Source organism: Streptomyces sp. NPDC018833, assembly GCF_044390825.1.
In the GTDB taxonomy this organism is placed as follows: Bacteria; Actinomycetota; Actinomycetes; order Streptomycetales; family Streptomycetaceae; genus Streptomyces.
In genome coordinates this window covers 1-15,766 of record NZ_JBIRZM010000007.1, presented here as the reverse complement: position 1 = coordinate 15,766, position 15,766 = coordinate 1, and the positions used below count along the sequence as shown (strand labels likewise).

Here is a 15,766-nt window from a genome sequence, read left to right as displayed (position 1 = left end):
GTGCGGGCGTCGCGTCGGGCCGGGGTGCTCATGCCGCCGGGCCGAAGTTGTCGCGGTGCGGCTGCTTGGCCAGCGCGCGCTCGGTGATGGCCGCGGTCGCCTGGGCGGAGGCGGCGCCGAGCCGGTCCGCGTCCGGCTCGCGGTACCAGGGCTTGAGGTTCAGAAGGGCGGGGCGCACGCCGGTGGCCAGCAGCAGTGCGGAGCCCTTGGGCATAGCCCGGATCGCGTCGGCCGGCAGTACACGCTCCTGACGCATCGACACCGACGTCGACTTGCCCGACTCGCTGGTGGACACGGACACCGTGCGTACGTCGTGGTCGCCGACGAGACGGGAGAGCTTGTCCGCGAAGTCGGCGTCGTCGATGCCGGAACCGACCAGCTTGATCGTCGCGGCGGACCACAGGGCGTCCATGCCGGCCTCGCCCCACACCCGTACGCCCTGGCGGTAGGACTGCAGGATCGTGATCGGGATGACGCCACGGGACCCGAGGTGGGAGTAGAGGTCTGGGAGGTCCGAGATCTTGCAGACGTTGGCGGCCTCGTCGAGGATCGCGAGCAGCGGGGCGTCGAGGCGCCCGCCGTCGCGTTCGGCCTGGATGACGGCCGCGCGCATCACCGCGTCGGCGGCTGCGGCGATGATCGCCGAGGCGGAGCCGCCGCCGTCCTTCGACAGCAGGAACAGGGTGTCCTTGTTGGTCGCGAACTCCTCCGGCTTGAACTCCCGTACCTTCTCCAGTCCGTCGGGAGGCGTGACCCAGGCGGCGATGGTCGGGTCGAGGAGGCAGCTGGCGTACTGCCGGGCGGTCTCGAAGATGCCGTCGCGGGTCTCGACGGCTCCGGCCACGGTGCCCTGGAGCTGGGCGGCGACGGCGTCCAGGCCGGCGTCCTGCAGGAGGTCGATGGGAGTGCGGTCGGCGGGGGAGGCGAGCCAGGCCAGCACGTCGGTGATGGGCCGGTGATCGCGGGCCGCGGCGAGGAACAAGGCGGTGAGGGTGTTGGCGGCGGCGGTGGACCAGAAGTCGCCCGCGCTGGACTCGTCCACGGAGGCGGTCACGAAGTGCCCGGCCAGCCGCCGGGCCCCGGCGAGATCGTGGGCATCGGCGAGGATGTCCCACCACATGGTCTGCTGGGCGTGGGCGATCTGCTGCGGGTCCAGCGTCCACACCGTGCCCACTTGGGAGCGCTCGTCGAGCGTCGCCGTGTAGGCGTCGCGTGCCGCCTTGTTCGAGGTCAGCAGTACCGGGCCGGGGGCGCGCAGAATCGCGGGTATCGCAAGTCCCGAGGTCTTCCCGGAGCGGGGCGCCATGATCGCGAGGAGGACGTCCTCCCAGGAGGAGCGGACCTCGGTGGCACCCGGCTTCAGCGTGCCGAGCAGTACGCCGCGGTCGTCCGGTGCGATGTCCTTGGGCTTGGTGCCCTTCAGGCTGGGCCGCAGGTCGATGGCCTTTGTGGCGATCTTCTTGGGCAGCAGGTCGGCCAAGTCCCGCTGATCGGCCAGCCCGCTGGGATTACGGCGAACGCGCAGCCACAGCCGGCCGCCGAGGACGGCCGCCGCGGTGAGCACGGCGGCGGGCAGCAGGTAGCAGCTGGTGAGGACGGCGGGTTGGGCGAGATGCGGCCAGACGCGTTCGGGGTGCAGGAGAGCGTCGGTCGGTTGGAAGGCGGCCCACGGATCGGAGCCGGCCACGGCGTTGGCGAGATTGCCGAACAGCCAGGCCAGCGAACCTCCCGCCATGCCGAGACCGGCGATGGCGATCAGGAGGTAGAGGAGGAAGTCGGTGCCGGTGGTGGTCGAGGGCGTGCTGGTGCGCGGAGATGGCAAGGCGGGATCCAGAGGGGTGCGGACCTACGGGTGGTGGCAGGGCAGTGGGTTGCTCTGGCGATCACGAGCGGGCTCCTGGCGGCTGTGGCGGTGAGCAGGGGAGTCGGACGAAACGGCGGGGGAGCGGTCAGCGAGACCGGCCGGGCCGGGGCGTGGTGGGTGGTGTGGCGGAGGGCTCTTCGGCGGCGGGCGCGGCTCCGGTGTGAGGGCGCGGGGCCGTCGCGTAGTAGTTGGCGACGCCTTCCTGCCAGCTCCGCTTCTGGGGCGGTCCGAGCCTCCGCGTCTGGTGGCCGGCGCCGCGCAAGTCCTCGGCGAGAGAGGTGAGCGTGGCAGCGGCGTCCTCGAAGAGGTGGGACAGGTCCCAGCCGTCATCGGTGTCGGCGACGTTGGCCTGCACGGCTGCGGCCTCGAAGAACTCGCCGAGGCGGACGAGGACACCGTCGTCCGGGTCCACGACGTGCTCGATGAGGTCGGCCGCCTTCGCGTACGTCTCGGATCCGTTGAGCTGGTCGGTCAGGGACAGGATCTGCTGCCCGTAGACGCGCATTCCGAGGGGATCGGTGGGCGTGGTGATCCGGGTGACGTCCAGGCCGGGATCGAGTTCGACCCGGTAACCGACCGCGGTGAGCATCCGGGCGGCATGGCTGGCCATCTGGTTCTCGCGCTCCTCACCCATATCCCAGGGCAGGCGGTACCAGAAGGAGAGCGGGGTGGTCTCGATGGCGAAGCCGGCGCGCTTGAGGAGGGTGACGGCCAATTCGTCCCCGCCTTCGGCGGTGACGTTGCCGGTCGGCTCGCGGATGATGACGACATCGGGCGTGGTGGACATGGAGGCCTCCGCGGGCGGGTCAGAAGTGGGGGTTCTCGGTGGGCCGGTCGCCCCCGGTGGCGGCTGCCAGAAGCTCGGGCAGGTCGGCGGGGTCGGCGTCGCGCTGGTCCAGCCACCACCCGGCACGCGTCAGGGGCCGCGCGGTGTCCTCGATGGCCGCCCACTCCGCCTCGCTGGTGGTGCCTTCGAGTACCAGGGCGGTGTACGCGGCGGCCATGAGCTGGTGGCGGCAGCGGGTGCCCCAGGCGATGGCGCGGTCGGTGCCCTCCAGCGGAGGCATCCGATACCGCGTCGACCATTCCTCGGCCTCGGCCTGCTCGGCGGCCCGCTTCTTCGCCAGCCACTCGGCCTTGGACTCGGTGGCCTTGCCTTGGGCGGCACGCCAGCAGTCGGTGCAGTCGCGCTCGGCGAGCCAACGGGCGTAGCCGGCACGCCGGTCGGCCGGACGGTCGGAGAGATCGGCCTGAGTGCTGTCTCCACAGGCATGGTTGATCGTCCAGATTTTCTTTACGGCCATGAGCAGGGCTCCTTGTGGGATCGAGAGGAAGGTCAGCGCGTACGGCGAGGGCTGGGCGGGGAGGCCTGTGCGTGGGCTGCTTCGTCCGGGGAAGTGGACTGGGCGGCCGGGCGGGTCGGGGAGGACGCGAGAGCGGCGCGGGCACGGGCGGTGTGCGTGACCGACGGGACGTCGTGCCGGGGGAGCAGCGGCACCTCGGACAGGGACGGGGCGTTGCCCGGCGTTATGTCCGGCATGACCGCCAGGTCGAGCTGGGCGGTGACGAGCTGGTCGCCGAGGAACGCGACGTGGTGGGCGATGGTGCGCAGGTGCCGGCCCAGCTCGCGGCCGTTGGCGGTGTCGAGCCGATCGCACCAGGCGGCGGTCGTGTCGATGAACTCCTCCAAGTCGCCGACGACGCCGTGGTGTTCGTCGAGGATCTGGTCCAGGACGTCGGCGACATCGGCCGAGCGGCGCAGCTCGTGCAGTTCTCCGGTCAGGGCGGTCAGTGACTGTCCGGGCAACGCCTGGCGTACGGGCACCCCGTCCGGCGTGGGGATCGGGGGCGGCAGCATGATGCGGGGGTCGGCGGCGACCGAGAGGCCGACGTCCTGGAACTCGCGGCTGGCGCGGGCCACGGCCCGCACCGCCGTGTTGTGCGGGGTGTCGCCAGGCAGCAGGTAGAGATCGAGGGCGCTGCTGAAGCGGAAGTGGTACTTGCGCAGCACTTCGTCGAGGAACGGGTGGTCGTCCGACACGGCGGCGACCACACCGAGGTCGGGGTGGACACCGAAGGCGACGTCGGGCTCGAGTCGCAGTTTCATGGTGAAGACTCCCTTTGGGTTCGGATGACCTAGCGGGCGCGGACCGGCTGCCGGGCGGCCGGGGCCGGGCCGTAGGCGACGGTGACGTCGGGCCGCTGCGGCACCGAAGTGCCCGCGCGGGCCGGGGAGATGGCGATGGCAGCCTGGGCCCGGCGCTGCCAGGTCGCGGGAGTCGGATCGGGACGTCCGTTGCCGCGGATGTAGGAGAACGCGTCGAACGCGAGGGCCGTGCTGTCCAACCGCGTCTCGACGTACCGCAGATCGCCTTCGCCGTGCAGCAACACGCCCTCACCTGTGCGCATGTCGGTGCCGACCGCGCGCAGCGTGCCGTCGGGATCGCGGACCTGGTCGTGCACGACGATCCGGGCGGCCCGGATGTCGGCAGCGAGCGCCTGGGAAGCGGTGAAGACCGCCTCCTCGCCGCCGAGGCCCTCCTGGACGGGGTTGTTCGACGACCCGTCGAAGAGGCCTCGGCCGGGGGAGGGCCGGGTGGCGGGCTTGAGGTCGTACTCGGCGTCGGAGGTGACGCTGTACTGCGCGGCGCGCAGCGACTGGACGGCCTGCTGCCCGCGCCGCGTCAGGTCGCGGTCCGGCTCGGTCAGGGCATACATGCGGCTGTCGGCCAGCCGCTCGAAGCCGACCCGCCGCAGCATGTGATCGGCGACGTGGTTGGCGTGCGACATCGCGGCCACGACGCCGTACTGGGCGTGGTGGGCGACGGTGATGTGCGGGGGTATTTCCGCCACGAGAGGTGCACCTCGCAGAGGTCGGGGCCATGCGGAGGACGAGGATGTGGCCCGAAGACGGATTTGGCGGGGCCGGGGAATCTGCGCTAGCGCGATCGGCGCACCCGGTCGTGCGGGACGAGGCCGGGCGGCGCCGCGGCGGACACCGCAGCCGTCGCGACGCCCTGGCGGGTCGCGTGCGGGGACCGGGCGTGGGCGGCCTGGACCTGCGCGGACTGCTGTGGCCTGTGCGGATGGCCGCGCAGGGCTTGCTCGGCTCGTGCCATCTCGACGAGCGCGCCGCCGTTCTCCATCCAGGTCAGGGAGTAGTGCCAGCCCTCGGCATTGCGCTCGACGACGGCCTTGGCGAACGCGGCCTCGGCGCGAGAGTGACCCGGCAGGAGCACACCGGTGACGGCTTCGAAGTCGGCCTGAACACGCGCGCCGCCCTCCAGGGCCTCGCTCAGCACCCGAAGCCGGTACGGCCACCGCCCATCCGCACGGTCCTTCGGATCCAGGAACGGGAGCGTCTCCTCGGCGTGCGCGACCAGGGCAGGGCCGTGGTCGAGGAAGGGAGCGAACTGTGCCCACATCTCCGCATCCCGCTGCTGTTGGCGCAGGTCGTAGCGCTCGTCGAGGGGCCAGTGGTCGGCGTCGCACAGGCTGTCGGAGATCGCGTCCCACTCGGCGAGAACCCGCTCGCCGGCATCTACCGCCATGGCGACGTGTTCAATGCGTGCCTCACGCACGGCCTGCTCGTAGCGGGGAAGCAGGCGGCTGGCCACCGCCGACGCCGCGCGCACCGGGTCCGCGTCGACGACGATGCCGTTGGGTGCCTTCACCCGGTCCGCGACGTCACTGCCGCTCGGCTGCAAGGCGGCGACCAGAAACTCACGTTTGCGTCGCGGGCGGTCGACGACGACCAACTCGCGACCGGCGTCGCTGGCCAGCACAGCGACCCGGGACAGCACGAACTGATCGAAGGCCCAGTTCACTTGCCCGAGGTCCCAGACCCGCTGCGCGAGCGGGAACTGATCGGAGTACGCGGCGTGCTCCTGGGCGACGACTGTCCATGAGCCGGGCAGCCGGGCGGCGAGTCCCTCGGCGAACGCCACAAGGTCCGGGCGGTTGCTGGGCCTGCGGGCAGCGGAGGCGACCTGGCGCTCTGAGGCCGACGCGGTGAAGCGAGATACGGGGAGGCTGCCACCGCGAGAGGTCGGTATCGGGTCAGCCATGACGGAGCACCGCTTCGTTGGGCGGCGGAGCCTGTCGGGCGTCGAGCCGCCGGGATTCGTCAAGGACGCCGAACGGGCCCGTGGCCAGAGGGATATAGCTGTGAGAGGCGTTGGCCGCGATTGCGCGGATGTAGCGCTGGACGAGCCGATGCGTCACGCGGAGGGATCGTGTACGGCTGAGGCATGAAGGCGGACTTCCTAGGAACGTTCGGGGCGGGAAGAGTTGGGGGCCGGGATGTGGTGCCGGCCCCTGAGCGGTGGGATTGATCAAGGACGAGTGATCGCCGCCATCCGGGCGTCCGTGTCGAACAACTCGCGCTCCCGCGGATGCAAAAGATGTTGAGTAATGAACGATCGGCCTGCGACCTTCCACAGGCCGCGCCCCTTGGTGAGAGCGGAGACGGCCTGGGTCTCGACGCCGGTGAGCCCCAACAGGGAAGCAGCGGAGGCGAGTTGGTCGGCTTCCTGGCGGTAGATGATCCGGGTGGAGCAGTCGGTGAGCAGGCCCTCGGCCAGGGCACGTCCTCGGGAGCCGGCATCGCCTGCGGCGAGCAGGTCGCTGAGGCGGTGGATGACCATCAGGTTCGCGATGCCGAGGCCGCGGGAGAGCTTCCACTGGCTCTGCATCCGTTCCAGCAGGGCGACGTGGCGCATCACGCGCCACGCCTCGTCGTAGATCACCCAGCGGCGTCCTCCGGCGGGGTCGGCGAGTGCGGACTCCATCCAGGCGGAGGCGCAGGTCATGGCCAGGACGAGCGCGGTGTCGTCGCCCGCGCCGCCGAGGCGGGAGAGATCGATGGACAGCATCGGCGCGCTCGGGTCGAAGGCCACGGTGCTCGGTGCGTCGAACATCCCGGCCAGGTCGCCGTGTACGAGCCGGCGTAGCGCGTGGGCGAGGTCCTCGGCGGCATGCCCGAGACGGCCGGAGAGCTCGCCGAGCGCGGCGTCGAGCTGCTCGGGGGAGCCGAGGACGTAGGCGACCTCGCCCAGCAGCGGGGTGGTGCCGCGGGCCTCGGCGTGGGCGACGACCTGGTCGAGCGCCACATCAAGGGCGGTGTGTTCCATCGGGTGCAGCTCGCGCCCCAGGACCGTCTTCGCGAGCGAGCCGAGCAGCAGAAGGCGCCGCTTGCGGACCTCGCTGGTCCAGTCCTCCTCGCTGACGCCATACGGCCGGACGGGCGCGTCCAAGGGGTTCAGGCGCCCCGGCAGACCGGGACCGAGCGCGATGGTCTGCCCTCCCAGTTCCTGGGCTACGACGGTCCACTCGCCCTTCGGGTCGCAGGGCACGTAGATCCGGTAGCCGAAGGCCACGGCGCGCACCGCGAGGGACTTGGCCAGGGCGGACTTGCCCATGCCGATGATCCCGGCCAGCAGGATGTTCGGATTGGTGAAGCCGTCGAGTCGCCCGTAGAGGGCGAACGGGTCGTAGGTGAAGGCCGCCTCCGCGTGGACGTCACGGCCGATGTAGATCCCCTGCGCGCCCAGGCCGCCCTCCGCGAGAAAGGGGTAGGCCCCGGAGGCCGTAGCCGTCGTCATCCGGTGGGCGGGGAGCTTGAGACGGCCGCCGCGGGCGGAGGCCGGGCCGGGCCGGCCGACGACCGGGTAGGTGGCCCGCAGCTCGGGGTCGAGACCGGGCGCGGTCGGGCGCGCTTCGGGACGTACGGCGTGGCGGGCTTGGTCGCGGGCGGCGGCGAACTGGGTGCGGGCGGTGCGTGCCGTGCGGCGGTCGCTCTTGCGGGGGACGAACAGCGGGCTGGCGCTGGCGCGGGTACGAGAGGGCATGAGGGGGGTGCTCCTGGCGGTCAGTGGCGGGTGAGGCCGGTGAAGGGGTCGCGCAGATCGGCCGGGGTGTGGTCACGGCGGACGCGGGTGGCGGTGGCCAGATGGCGTTGGCACACGGTGAGTTCGGGCGCTCCCTCGGGCAGCCGGGCCCGGCACGCCTCCCGGGTGGGGAGGCGGCCGGAGCTGGGGTGCGGGGAGGCGTGGAACGCGGCGTGGAGGTGCTCGGCTGCCTGCCACAGCCGGATCCGGCACGCCCGCAGATGGTCGCCCTCCGCCTTGGCCACGGGGGTGGTGCGGGCGGTGTGGGCGTCGAGCAGCCCGTACAGCGCGACGATGTGGGCGTGCAGGGAGTCGAGTTCGGCACGGCCGGCGGCGACCGGGGCGACCGGCATGTTGATCGCCTGGTGGAAGTCGAGCGCGGCGGTGGCGAACGGGACGAAGTCCGGAGCCAGTTCGGGCAGGGGCTCGGTCGGCATGAGGGTGCCCTTCGGTAGAGCGCGAGATGGTGGTGCGGGTGCGCTACGGGCGGGCGAGGGGCAGGGCGGCGTTGGTGAAGGCCTCGGCCTGCTGCCAGGTCAGAAGGCGCAGGTCGACGAGGGCGGCGACGGCGGCCGTCTCGATCGCCGCGCAGGCGGCGTTGAGCTGTTCGTCGGTGTCGGCGCTGACGGTGAGCAGGCCGGTGAGGGCGACGTCGGCGTGTCCGGCGATCAGCTGGCGCTCGCGCTGCTTGATGTCGGCGTACTCGACCGAGTCCTCCTCGGAGTCGACCTGCCCCTTGCGCTGCCGCTCGGCGGCGTCCGCGATCACGGTGGCCTTGCGGCGCTGGACGTCCTTGAGCGCGGAGTCCAGCCCCTTGGGCTCGTAGGTCAGCGAGAGCGTGCGGCGCACGCCGGAGGTGAACAGGAGCTGGTGCAGGAAGCCGGGTGAGGTTTCGATGCGGGGCCAGTTCTCGATCCAGAACGTGGCGTGGTGGGCCGAGTCGGTCTGGATCCGGTCGGCCTTCTCGACCAGGACGACGGGCCCGGCGGCAGCGGGCTCGGCCTGCGCGCGGCCGGAGGAGGACCACTGGTCCAGCGCGGCCGACGCCTTCGGGTCGTACGCGGTACGGATCACGGCGGCGATCTCGGCAGCGTCCAGCCAGCCGCTGGGGGTGAGACCGGAGTTGCGGGCGGCCTGGTCGAAGGTGGCGGTGAGCTGGGCCAGGACCGTGAAGCCGCCGGTGAGTCCGCCTCCGGCCTGGTTGATCAGGCGGCGGGCTTCTTTGAGATCGAGGGCGAGTGCGACGTACGCCTCGTGCGGGGCGGCGGCGGGGCCGGCGGCGGCCAGCAGGTCGTTGTAGATGGGCCCGGCGAGGTGCGCCTGGGCGTTGCCGTGCTCGTGCCAGTAGCGGTTGAGCGCGTCGCCGGAGTCGGGCACCGTGCGCTCCAGGACCTGGACCCGGGCGATGTGCCCGGTGCGCGCCAGAGCGGCCAGCGTGCGCCCCCAGCCTGCGACGTTGCTGCTCTGGGTGGCCGGGTCGAGCAGGGCGAAGGCACGCGAGGAGACCTTCACGACTGTGGTGAGGGTGCCGTGGTGCGGGTCGTGCACCGCGCCGAAGCTGCCGCGGGGGGCGGTGACCACCCGCAGGGACGCCGCGGTGCCCGGGAGATGGAGCAGGCCCTCGCGGCGCGGCCGGGTGGACGGCCGGGCCAGCCAGACCAGCTGACCCCGGAAGCGGCGGAGCGCGTATCGGGCGGCGATGGGCGCCCAGTCGGCGAGGGACCGTCCGCGATGGCGGATGAACACCGCCGCCAGGATGACCGCCCACAGCGGTATGAGCTTGAGCGCCCCGGTGACGCCGGAGGTGAGCAGCACCGCGAGCAGCAGCAGCCCGGTGAGGGTGACGACGATCAGCTGAGGAGCCGACAGGCCGAGCAGCACGCCGCGCCGCGAGCGATGCGGGAACTTCACGGTGGCCGGGCTATCGGGCTGAGAGGTGTCGGAAAGCATGGCGAAGCCGTCCTTGGAACGTGGAGAGCAAGAAAGAAGAGGGGAGGAAACGGGGCGGGCGGCGCCGGAGGCGACCTGCGCAGCCCGCCCCGTCAGGCGAGGGCTACGAACCCGATCCACCCGGCGGCTGGGGGTAGACCCACCGCTGCGGCGTGGCACCGCCCTGCGGAGAAGGCCCGCTCCCCGGAGACGGCCCGGTGCGTCGGGGTGCCGGCGGATCCAGGTGCGTGACCTGCGGCTGCGCCACCGCCGCGCCCTGGGGCGTCGGCCCTGAGGAGACCGGTGCCGTGTCGGCCGCCGCCCCCTCGCTGGGACGCTGGATCAGCGGCTGACCCTGGTCACCATCGGTGGGAGGCCGCCGGATCAGCGCACGGCCCTTGTCGCCGGTGGCGTTCGGGTCCTCGCCGAAGCGGAAGTGGGTCTGCTTCGGCTTGTCGTCCCCGGCCGCTCCGCCGGTCGGGTCGATGCCGGAGGCGACACCGCCCCAGCCCTGGCCCGGGACCTTCGAGGGACCCTGCGGAGCCCGCATGCCGGTGCTGGCCTGCATCGCGAGCTGACCCGCGGTCTTCGTCGCGCCGGCGGCCACCGCGAGTCCGGCGACGCCGGTACGGTGCAGGTCGTCCTGGCCGCCGCCGTCCGCCGCCCAGTGCACGAACTTGTACGTGGCGTAGGGGCACAGCATCACCAGGACCATGACGACGATGCCCGCCATGGCGTCGGAAAGGGCGGCGAGCCCGTCGGAGGCGTCGCTCTTGCCCATGGCCGAGACGCCCAGCAGGAACACGATCGTCATCAGCAGCTTGCTGACGATCAGGGTCGCGGTTGCCTCGATCCAGCCGCGCCGCCAGCGCTTGGCGACTTCCCAGCCGCCTCCCGCGCCGGCGAACACCGCCAGCGTCACCAGGACCAGGATGCCGACCTTGCGGGCGACCATCACCGCCCAGTACAGGAACGCGCCGATGGCACACCCCAGGCCGACCATGGCGGGGATCGTCCAGCCCAACGCATACATCGGGCCCAGGTTGTTGACCTCGATGACGCGGCGGATCGCATCGTCGACCGAGCTGTTCGCGGCCTTGAACAGCCCGGCGGAGAGCGCGTCGACCACGGTCAGCGCGACGGTGGTGCAGGCGATGGCGGCGAACGCGAACAGGACACCCGCCACCGTCCCGGTCACCGCCTGCGCGAGAGCGCGTTCGTCACGGCGCCAGGCGGCACGCATCAGCTGCAGACAGAACGTGCCGACGGTCAGGATCAGACCGATGGGCAGCAGCAGCTCGTAATTGTCGCGGAACCACTCGGCGTTGAGATCGACGGCCGTGGTCTTGTCGACGGCGGTCGAGGCGAGGTCCGCGGCGGACTGGGCCAGCTCGCCCATCGACTTGGCGATCCAGGCACCGATGCCATCGGTGATCGCCTCGCCGGTCGAACCGACGACGCCGCCGACGGTGTTGCAGACCGTCTGCATCAGGGGAAGGTCACATGCCCCCATGAGGGCACCTCCTTTCGGGGATTGGGGGCGATCAGGGCGCGACGCTCGGCAGCACGCCGACCAGGGCACAGGCCTTGTCGGGGCGGCACTGGACGGCGAGCGTCGTGGAGCGGGACTCGGCTCCGGCCCCGGAGCCCTTCCAGGCGATGGACTGCTTGCCGGTGACCGTGACGGCGTAGACGTACGCCTCGGTGATCGCGCCGGGGTCCTGGGCCAGGGCGGTCTTGAACGCCTGCGGGAAGTGGCCCTCCCCGACCTTCGCGGTCGCGTGCTGGCTGTTGTCGTGCATCCGCGACCACAGCACCGGGCTGGGCACCTGATCGGACACGGACTCCCAGTCGGCGTACTTCTTCTCGCCGGTCATCCATCGCTTGAGCCCGGCGACGTGCTCGGCCCGGGAGGAGGAGCGGGTGTCGTACGTCCACAGGACCTTGGTGGCCGCCTTCGCGAACTCGATCGGATCGCTCGTCCGGGGCGGCGACGCGACGGCCTCACCCTTGCCGTCGGTCGCCTCCGGAGAAGCAGCCCGCGGCGTGGACTTCGCAGGCGGGGAGGGCTTCGCCGGGGTGGGGCTCTCCGCGCGGGTCAGATACGCGAGGAGACCGGCGACGGCCAGCAGCACCGCGAGTACGAGGCCGCCCATCAGGGCACGCCGCAGGACCGAGGAGGGCGCCCCGTACGTGCGCTCCTGAGCGGTGAGGGAACGTTTCTTCGGCATCAGTGGACCTGCGTCCCCATCGCCGAGAAGAACGCGACGATGCCGTTGGCCGCGCCGAGCAGCAACGCGCACCCGGCGGCGATGACCGTGCCCTTCTTCCCGTTCGCCTCGGCCTGGTGGCCGCCGCTGTGGTGGCCCCAGGCCCAGACGATGGCGGAGATCGCCAGGGCGCCGACCACCGCGATGATCCCGAAGAGGTTGATCGAGGAGACGACGTTCTTCAGCACGTTGAGGCCGGGGAGACCGCCCTCCTTCGGTGTGATGCCGGGGTTGTACGCCAGGTACTGGGCGTGCTGCATGAGCTTCACTTGGAACTCCAGTGCGATTTTTGGGCGCGCGAGGGCCCGAGAGGAGATGGAGCGGGGGAGGGGGGAGAAGAAGCCGGTCAGACGACTCGGCGGGCGGCGAGGATGTCTGCGCGCCAGTCGGCGAGGGTCGAGATCTTGACCACGTCGCCGGTCTTGGGGGCCTGCAGGATCAGCCCCTGGCCTATGAACATCCCGACGTGTTCCGGCACCTTGGCCGTGCCGCGGGTGAACAGGAGGTCACCCGGCTTCAGGGCATCGACGTTGACCGCCTTGCCCTCCCTGACCTGCGTGTAGGTCGTCCGGGAGAGCGTGATGCCGCCGGCCTTGTACGACGCCTGCATCAGGGACGAGCAGTCGCACCGGCCCATCGGGTCCTGGCCGTGTGGAGCGGAACACGAGCCGCCCCACTGATACGGCGTACCGAGCTGACCAAGGCCCCAACGGATCGCCGTACGCACCGACTTGGGCGCAGTGGCCGGGATCTTGTAGCCCTCGGGTACGGATCCTGCGGGAATCGCGCCGAACGAGGATCCGTCCTCGCCGGTGCCGCATTCGGTGGTCGCCGAGGAGCCCGTCTGCTCGACCTCGCTGCTCGTGTCGCTGCTCGTGCCGGAACTCCCGTTCTGGCCCAGCGACTTGGCGATGGCCTTCTGAAGGGCTGTGGCCAGCGGCTCCCACTTCGCGTAGGCATCGGGGAAACCGCTTTTCTGGACCGCCTGTGCGGCCTGGGTGATGGTCATCGACTGCCAGCCCGAGACCTTTAGGAGGGCCTCGTAGAACTTCGTCGAGGCGTGCACCGGATCACGAACCTCCGCGGCCGTACCCCAGCCCTGGCTGGGACGCTGCTGGAAGAGGCCGAGCGAATCCCGATCGCCGTAATCCAGATTCCGCAGCCGCGACTCCTGCAGTGCCGTGGCCAGGGCAACGATCTGCCCCCGCGCCGGCACCTTCATCGCGACGCCGGTGGCCTGGATCGTCGCGGCGTTCGGTATCTGCTTCTCGGGTTCGTCCAGCCCCGAAACGGACACGGACTTCTTCCCGTGCCCCTTGAGGATCGACTCCACCTGCTTCGCGACCGCCGCGCTGTCCACAGCCTGTGCACCGCCCGCGGTACAGGAGGCCTGGGCGCCGTTGGAACCAGCGACAGCGACGGCGACCGGTGCGATCAACAACGTCGGGCCGAGCGCCACGGCCCCCGCTATGGCAACGACCTTCTTCACGGGCGCTGCCCGAACGCCAAGTGGCGAGAGAGGGAATCTGGCCCGGGGGAGGGGCGCGCCTGGGCATGCTGCATCGACAGCTCCTTGCTCGTAGGCAGCGCGGCGCAGGCGTTCTCGTCGAAAAGGCCACCGGCACCGCGCCGGATATGAATTCGCAACCCCTGGGGGAAGCTGAGAAACCAGGGCCGGGAGCTGCTAACTCCCGGCCGCTGGACCCTTACTGGAAAGCGGCAGCCAGCCGCGCTCGTAATCTCACTCGCCACATGGGGGAGTCCCCTTCGCCGATTAGGAAGCCAGTCGGTGGGATGCCCGGCGTGCTGCCGTTCGGACGGAACAGCACGCATCGGCACAGCTCAGCAGGGGTGGAACCAGGTCCCGTCCTGCGAACACGGCGAGACTGTAGGGACGAAATCCGGCCGCGCCAAACGGCCCGTGCTTCGGGCGGTTTCGGGTCGCTGAGCAGAGATCCGACTCATTGGGTGCGGCCGGAATTTGGAGCTAACCTCCAGCGCATTGCTCCCCGCCGCAGCTGCTTCTGCCGTTCCGCGGAGCGACCCATGCCGACGTGCGCAGCCCTCCGTGAGTGGAGAAATATGCGCACGACCGCCTCCCCGAAAGAGAGAACCGCGCAATGCCGTACACCCTGTACCGAGGCGACGCGCTGACCGCCCTCGCCGGCATCCCCGACAACAGCGTCGATGCCGTGATCACTGACCCGCCCTACAACAGCGGCGGCCGAACGAGCAGCGAGCGCACCGGCCGCTCCGCGCGCGCGAAGTACACCTCGGCCGACGCCGAGCACGACCTCGCCAACTTCCCCGGAGAGAACCGCGACCAGCGCTCGTACGGCTTCTGGCTCACCCTCCTGCTCACCGAGTCCTATCGCGCGACCGTCGAGTCCGGCACCGCGCTCGTCTTCACCGACTGGCGGCAGTTGCCGACGACGACGGACGCGTTGCAGGCCGCCGGGTGGACCTGGCGGGGGATCGCGTCGTGGCACAAGCCGGTCTCCCGGCCGCAGAAGGGCCGACTCAAGCAGTCATGCGAGTACATCGTCTGGGGAACCAAGGGGCCCGTCGACGCCAACCGCAACCCCGTCTACCTGCCCGGCCTCTACACAGCGAGCCAGCCGAGGAAGGACCGCGTACACATCACGCAGAAACCCGTGGAAGTGATGCAGGAACTGGTAAAGATCTGCCCGCCGGGCGGAACGGTCCTTGACCCCTTCACCGGCTCAGGCACGACCGGCGTCGCCGCCTTGCGTGAAGGCCGGCAGTTCATAGGTGCCGAACTCTCCGAGCACTACGCCGACATCGCGGAACAGCGGCTTCGAGGTGCGCTGATCCAAGATGACTTCGAACTCGCCGGGCCCGAAGAGTGAGACCGAGAAGCCCAGGCAGCAGGGCCATGACGCAGAAACGGGCGGTTGTTCCACCAGAGTGGTGGAACAACCGCCCGTTGTCATAAGGGGGACTTACGCCGCCTCGACGCTCCGCTGGATCAGGTCGGTCGCTCGTGCGAGGTCTTCACGCGAGCCGATCCGCACCTCGACGCCGTCACGGATTCCGAGGGCCCCGAGACCGCGCATATCCCGGGAGAAGCCCACCTCCAGCTCGACCGTTTCCGGATCCAGCCTCAGATTGACCACGAGTACGCGGTTGCGTGGCTGCACGCGCACCGTGGCCACGTTCACGATCCGCCGGTAGGCGACGTAGTGGAGCTGGGGCTCCTTGAGCACGTCCCGGTGGGACGACAGCAGCTCGTCGAGGTCCGCGTACAGCTCCTTCAGATCCTCGGGCGACTCGTCGAGATACTGCTGGACCGACTTCGGCGCCGGAGACGCTGCGCGGGTCGATCCCGACGTTCTGCCCCGCGCGGAGGTGCGGCTGCCGCCGGCCGACGCGATGAGCTGCAGCGTGAGCACATCCTCGAAGACCCGGTACGTCACCAGGTCGATCCGGTGGCCGATCATCTCCACAGCCACCGTGTCGTGGTGGGTGAAGGCGCCAGCGACGCAGACGATCCGCGGAGCGCTCCAGTCGATCTCCGCGGCAGCCTGGTCGCCGAGCTTCTCCCGGGCCCGACTCTCGAACTCGTGGTGGTGGTCGTGGAGCCACCACAGGTATGAGAGCCCCTGGCTGATGACGTTCTGGTCGCGGCTGCGCTTGTACTCGACGATGACCGGCGTGCCGTTCTCGTCCAGCCCGAGGGAGTCGATCCGACCTCCGTGAAATCCCCGCGAGTTCACGATTTCTGAAGGTATCGAAATCTGAACTGTAGGCGCTGCTGGGGGATTCGGAGGCTCTCTGGCCGTGGGTTCGCGGGT

The 15,766-nt window shown here is 70.7% G+C and carries 15 protein-coding genes; 1 reads left to right on the top strand and 14 read right to left on the bottom strand.

Going from position 1 to position 15,766, the window contains the following annotated elements:
* Window positions 1–28: 28 nt before the first annotated feature.
* From ACH5AF_RS16205 to ACH5AF_RS16145, 13 genes are all read right to left on the bottom strand, one after another.
* Entirely contained in the window at window positions 29–1,822 is a 1,794-nt protein-coding gene (locus ACH5AF_RS16205; RefSeq protein ID WP_398902304.1) for a type IV secretory system conjugative DNA transfer family protein, read from the bottom strand.
* Window positions 1,823–1,949: 127 nt separating this feature from the next.
* Window positions 1,950–2,651: a hypothetical protein gene (locus ACH5AF_RS16200; protein WP_398902303.1), complete on the bottom strand. Its 702-nt coding sequence runs from the start codon at window positions 2,649–2,651 to the stop codon at window positions 1,950–1,952.
* 19 nt (window positions 2,652–2,670) lie between these two features.
* Window positions 2,671–3,168: a hypothetical protein gene (locus ACH5AF_RS16195; protein ID WP_398902302.1), complete on the bottom strand. Its 498-nt coding sequence runs from the start codon at window positions 3,166–3,168 to the stop codon at window positions 2,671–2,673.
* Window positions 3,169–3,200: 32 nt separating this feature from the next.
* The gene (locus ACH5AF_RS16190) at window positions 3,201–3,971 is read right to left on the bottom strand and encodes a hypothetical protein (protein WP_398902301.1); all 771 of its coding nucleotides are present in this window, start codon (window positions 3,969–3,971) and stop codon (window positions 3,201–3,203) included.
* 29 nt (window positions 3,972–4,000) lie between these two features.
* A complete protein-coding gene (locus tag ACH5AF_RS16185) occupies window positions 4,001–4,717 on the bottom strand; it encodes a hypothetical protein (protein WP_398902300.1) in 717 nt (238 codons plus the stop codon).
* An 86-nt stretch (window positions 4,718–4,803) separates the two neighbouring features.
* Entirely contained in the window at window positions 4,804–5,931 is a 1,128-nt protein-coding gene (locus tag ACH5AF_RS16180; RefSeq protein ID WP_398902299.1) for a hypothetical protein, read from the bottom strand.
* A 267-nt stretch (window positions 5,932–6,198) separates the two neighbouring features.
* Window positions 6,199–7,713, bottom strand: a complete 1,515-nt coding sequence (locus ACH5AF_RS16175) for an ATP-binding protein (protein WP_398902298.1) — start codon at window positions 7,711–7,713, stop codon at window positions 6,199–6,201.
* Between the two features lie 20 nt (window positions 7,714–7,733).
* Window positions 7,734–8,189 (bottom strand): DUF6238 family protein, encoded by a 456-nt coding sequence (locus ACH5AF_RS16170; protein WP_398902297.1) that lies wholly within the window; start codon window positions 8,187–8,189, stop codon window positions 7,734–7,736.
* A 43-nt stretch (window positions 8,190–8,232) separates the two neighbouring features.
* Window positions 8,233–9,702 (bottom strand): SCO6880 family protein, encoded by a 1,470-nt coding sequence (locus ACH5AF_RS16165; RefSeq protein WP_398902296.1) that lies wholly within the window; start codon window positions 9,700–9,702, stop codon window positions 8,233–8,235.
* Between the two features lie 103 nt (window positions 9,703–9,805).
* Window positions 9,806–11,194 carry an ATP-binding protein gene (locus ACH5AF_RS16160; RefSeq protein WP_398902295.1) on the bottom strand — a complete coding sequence of 463 codons (1,389 nt, stop codon included), beginning with the start codon at window positions 11,192–11,194 and terminating at the stop codon, window positions 9,806–9,808.
* Between the two features lie 31 nt (window positions 11,195–11,225).
* On the bottom strand, window positions 11,226–11,912 hold the full coding sequence (locus tag ACH5AF_RS16155; protein ID WP_398902294.1) for a hypothetical protein: 687 nt from the start codon (window positions 11,910–11,912) through the stop codon (window positions 11,226–11,228).
* Window positions 11,912–12,211: a DUF6112 family protein gene (locus ACH5AF_RS16150; RefSeq protein ID WP_398902535.1), complete on the bottom strand. Its 300-nt coding sequence runs from the start codon at window positions 12,209–12,211 to the stop codon at window positions 11,912–11,914. Before ACH5AF_RS16150 ends, ACH5AF_RS16155 begins: the two co-directional genes overlap by 1 nt.
* Window positions 12,212–12,297: 86 nt before the next feature.
* Window positions 12,298–13,440: a C40 family peptidase gene (locus ACH5AF_RS16145; RefSeq protein WP_398902293.1), complete on the bottom strand. Its 1,143-nt coding sequence runs from the start codon at window positions 13,438–13,440 to the stop codon at window positions 12,298–12,300.
* Between the two features lie 631 nt (window positions 13,441–14,071).
* Between ACH5AF_RS16145 and ACH5AF_RS16140 the strand changes: the two genes are divergently transcribed.
* A complete protein-coding gene (locus ACH5AF_RS16140; RefSeq protein WP_398902292.1) occupies window positions 14,072–14,821 on the top strand; it encodes a DNA-methyltransferase in 750 nt (249 codons plus the stop codon).
* Window positions 14,822–14,914: 93 nt separating this feature from the next.
* Here the strand turns inward: ACH5AF_RS16140 and ACH5AF_RS16135 are convergent, their stop codons facing one another.
* A complete protein-coding gene (locus ACH5AF_RS16135; protein ID WP_398902291.1) occupies window positions 14,915–15,688 on the bottom strand; it encodes a transporter in 774 nt (257 codons plus the stop codon).
* Window positions 15,689–15,766 lie beyond the last annotated feature (78 nt).

Coding starts and splice junctions, on each gene's coding strand:
- ACH5AF_RS16200 (WP_398902303.1), bottom strand. CDS start 2,651: ATGTCCACCACGCCCGATGTCGTCATCATCCGCGAGCCGACCGGCAAC.
- ACH5AF_RS16195 (WP_398902302.1), bottom strand. CDS start 3,168: ATGGCCGTAAAGAAAATCTGGACGATCAACCATGCCTGTGGAGACAGC.
- ACH5AF_RS16190 (WP_398902301.1), bottom strand. CDS start 3,971: ATGAAACTGCGACTCGAGCCCGACGTCGCCTTCGGTGTCCACCCCGAC.
- ACH5AF_RS16180 (WP_398902299.1), bottom strand. CDS start 5,931: ATGGCTGACCCGATACCGACCTCTCGCGGTGGCAGCCTCCCCGTATCT.
- ACH5AF_RS16175 (WP_398902298.1), bottom strand. CDS start 7,713: ATGCCCTCTCGTACCCGCGCCAGCGCCAGCCCGCTGTTCGTCCCCCGC.
- ACH5AF_RS16170 (WP_398902297.1), bottom strand. CDS start 8,189: ATGCCGACCGAGCCCCTGCCCGAACTGGCTCCGGACTTCGTCCCGTTC.
- ACH5AF_RS16165 (WP_398902296.1), bottom strand. CDS start 9,702: ATGCTTTCCGACACCTCTCAGCCCGATAGCCCGGCCACCGTGAAGTTC.
- ACH5AF_RS16160 (WP_398902295.1), bottom strand. CDS start 11,194: ATGGGGGCATGTGACCTTCCCCTGATGCAGACGGTCTGCAACACCGTC.
- ACH5AF_RS16155 (WP_398902294.1), bottom strand. CDS start 11,912: ATGCCGAAGAAACGTTCCCTCACCGCTCAGGAGCGCACGTACGGGGCG.
- ACH5AF_RS16150 (WP_398902535.1), bottom strand. CDS start 12,211: ATGCAGCACGCCCAGTACCTGGCGTACAACCCCGGCATCACACCGAAG.
- ACH5AF_RS16140 (WP_398902292.1), top strand. CDS start 14,072: ATGCCGTACACCCTGTACCGAGGCGACGCGCTGACCGCCCTCGCCGGC.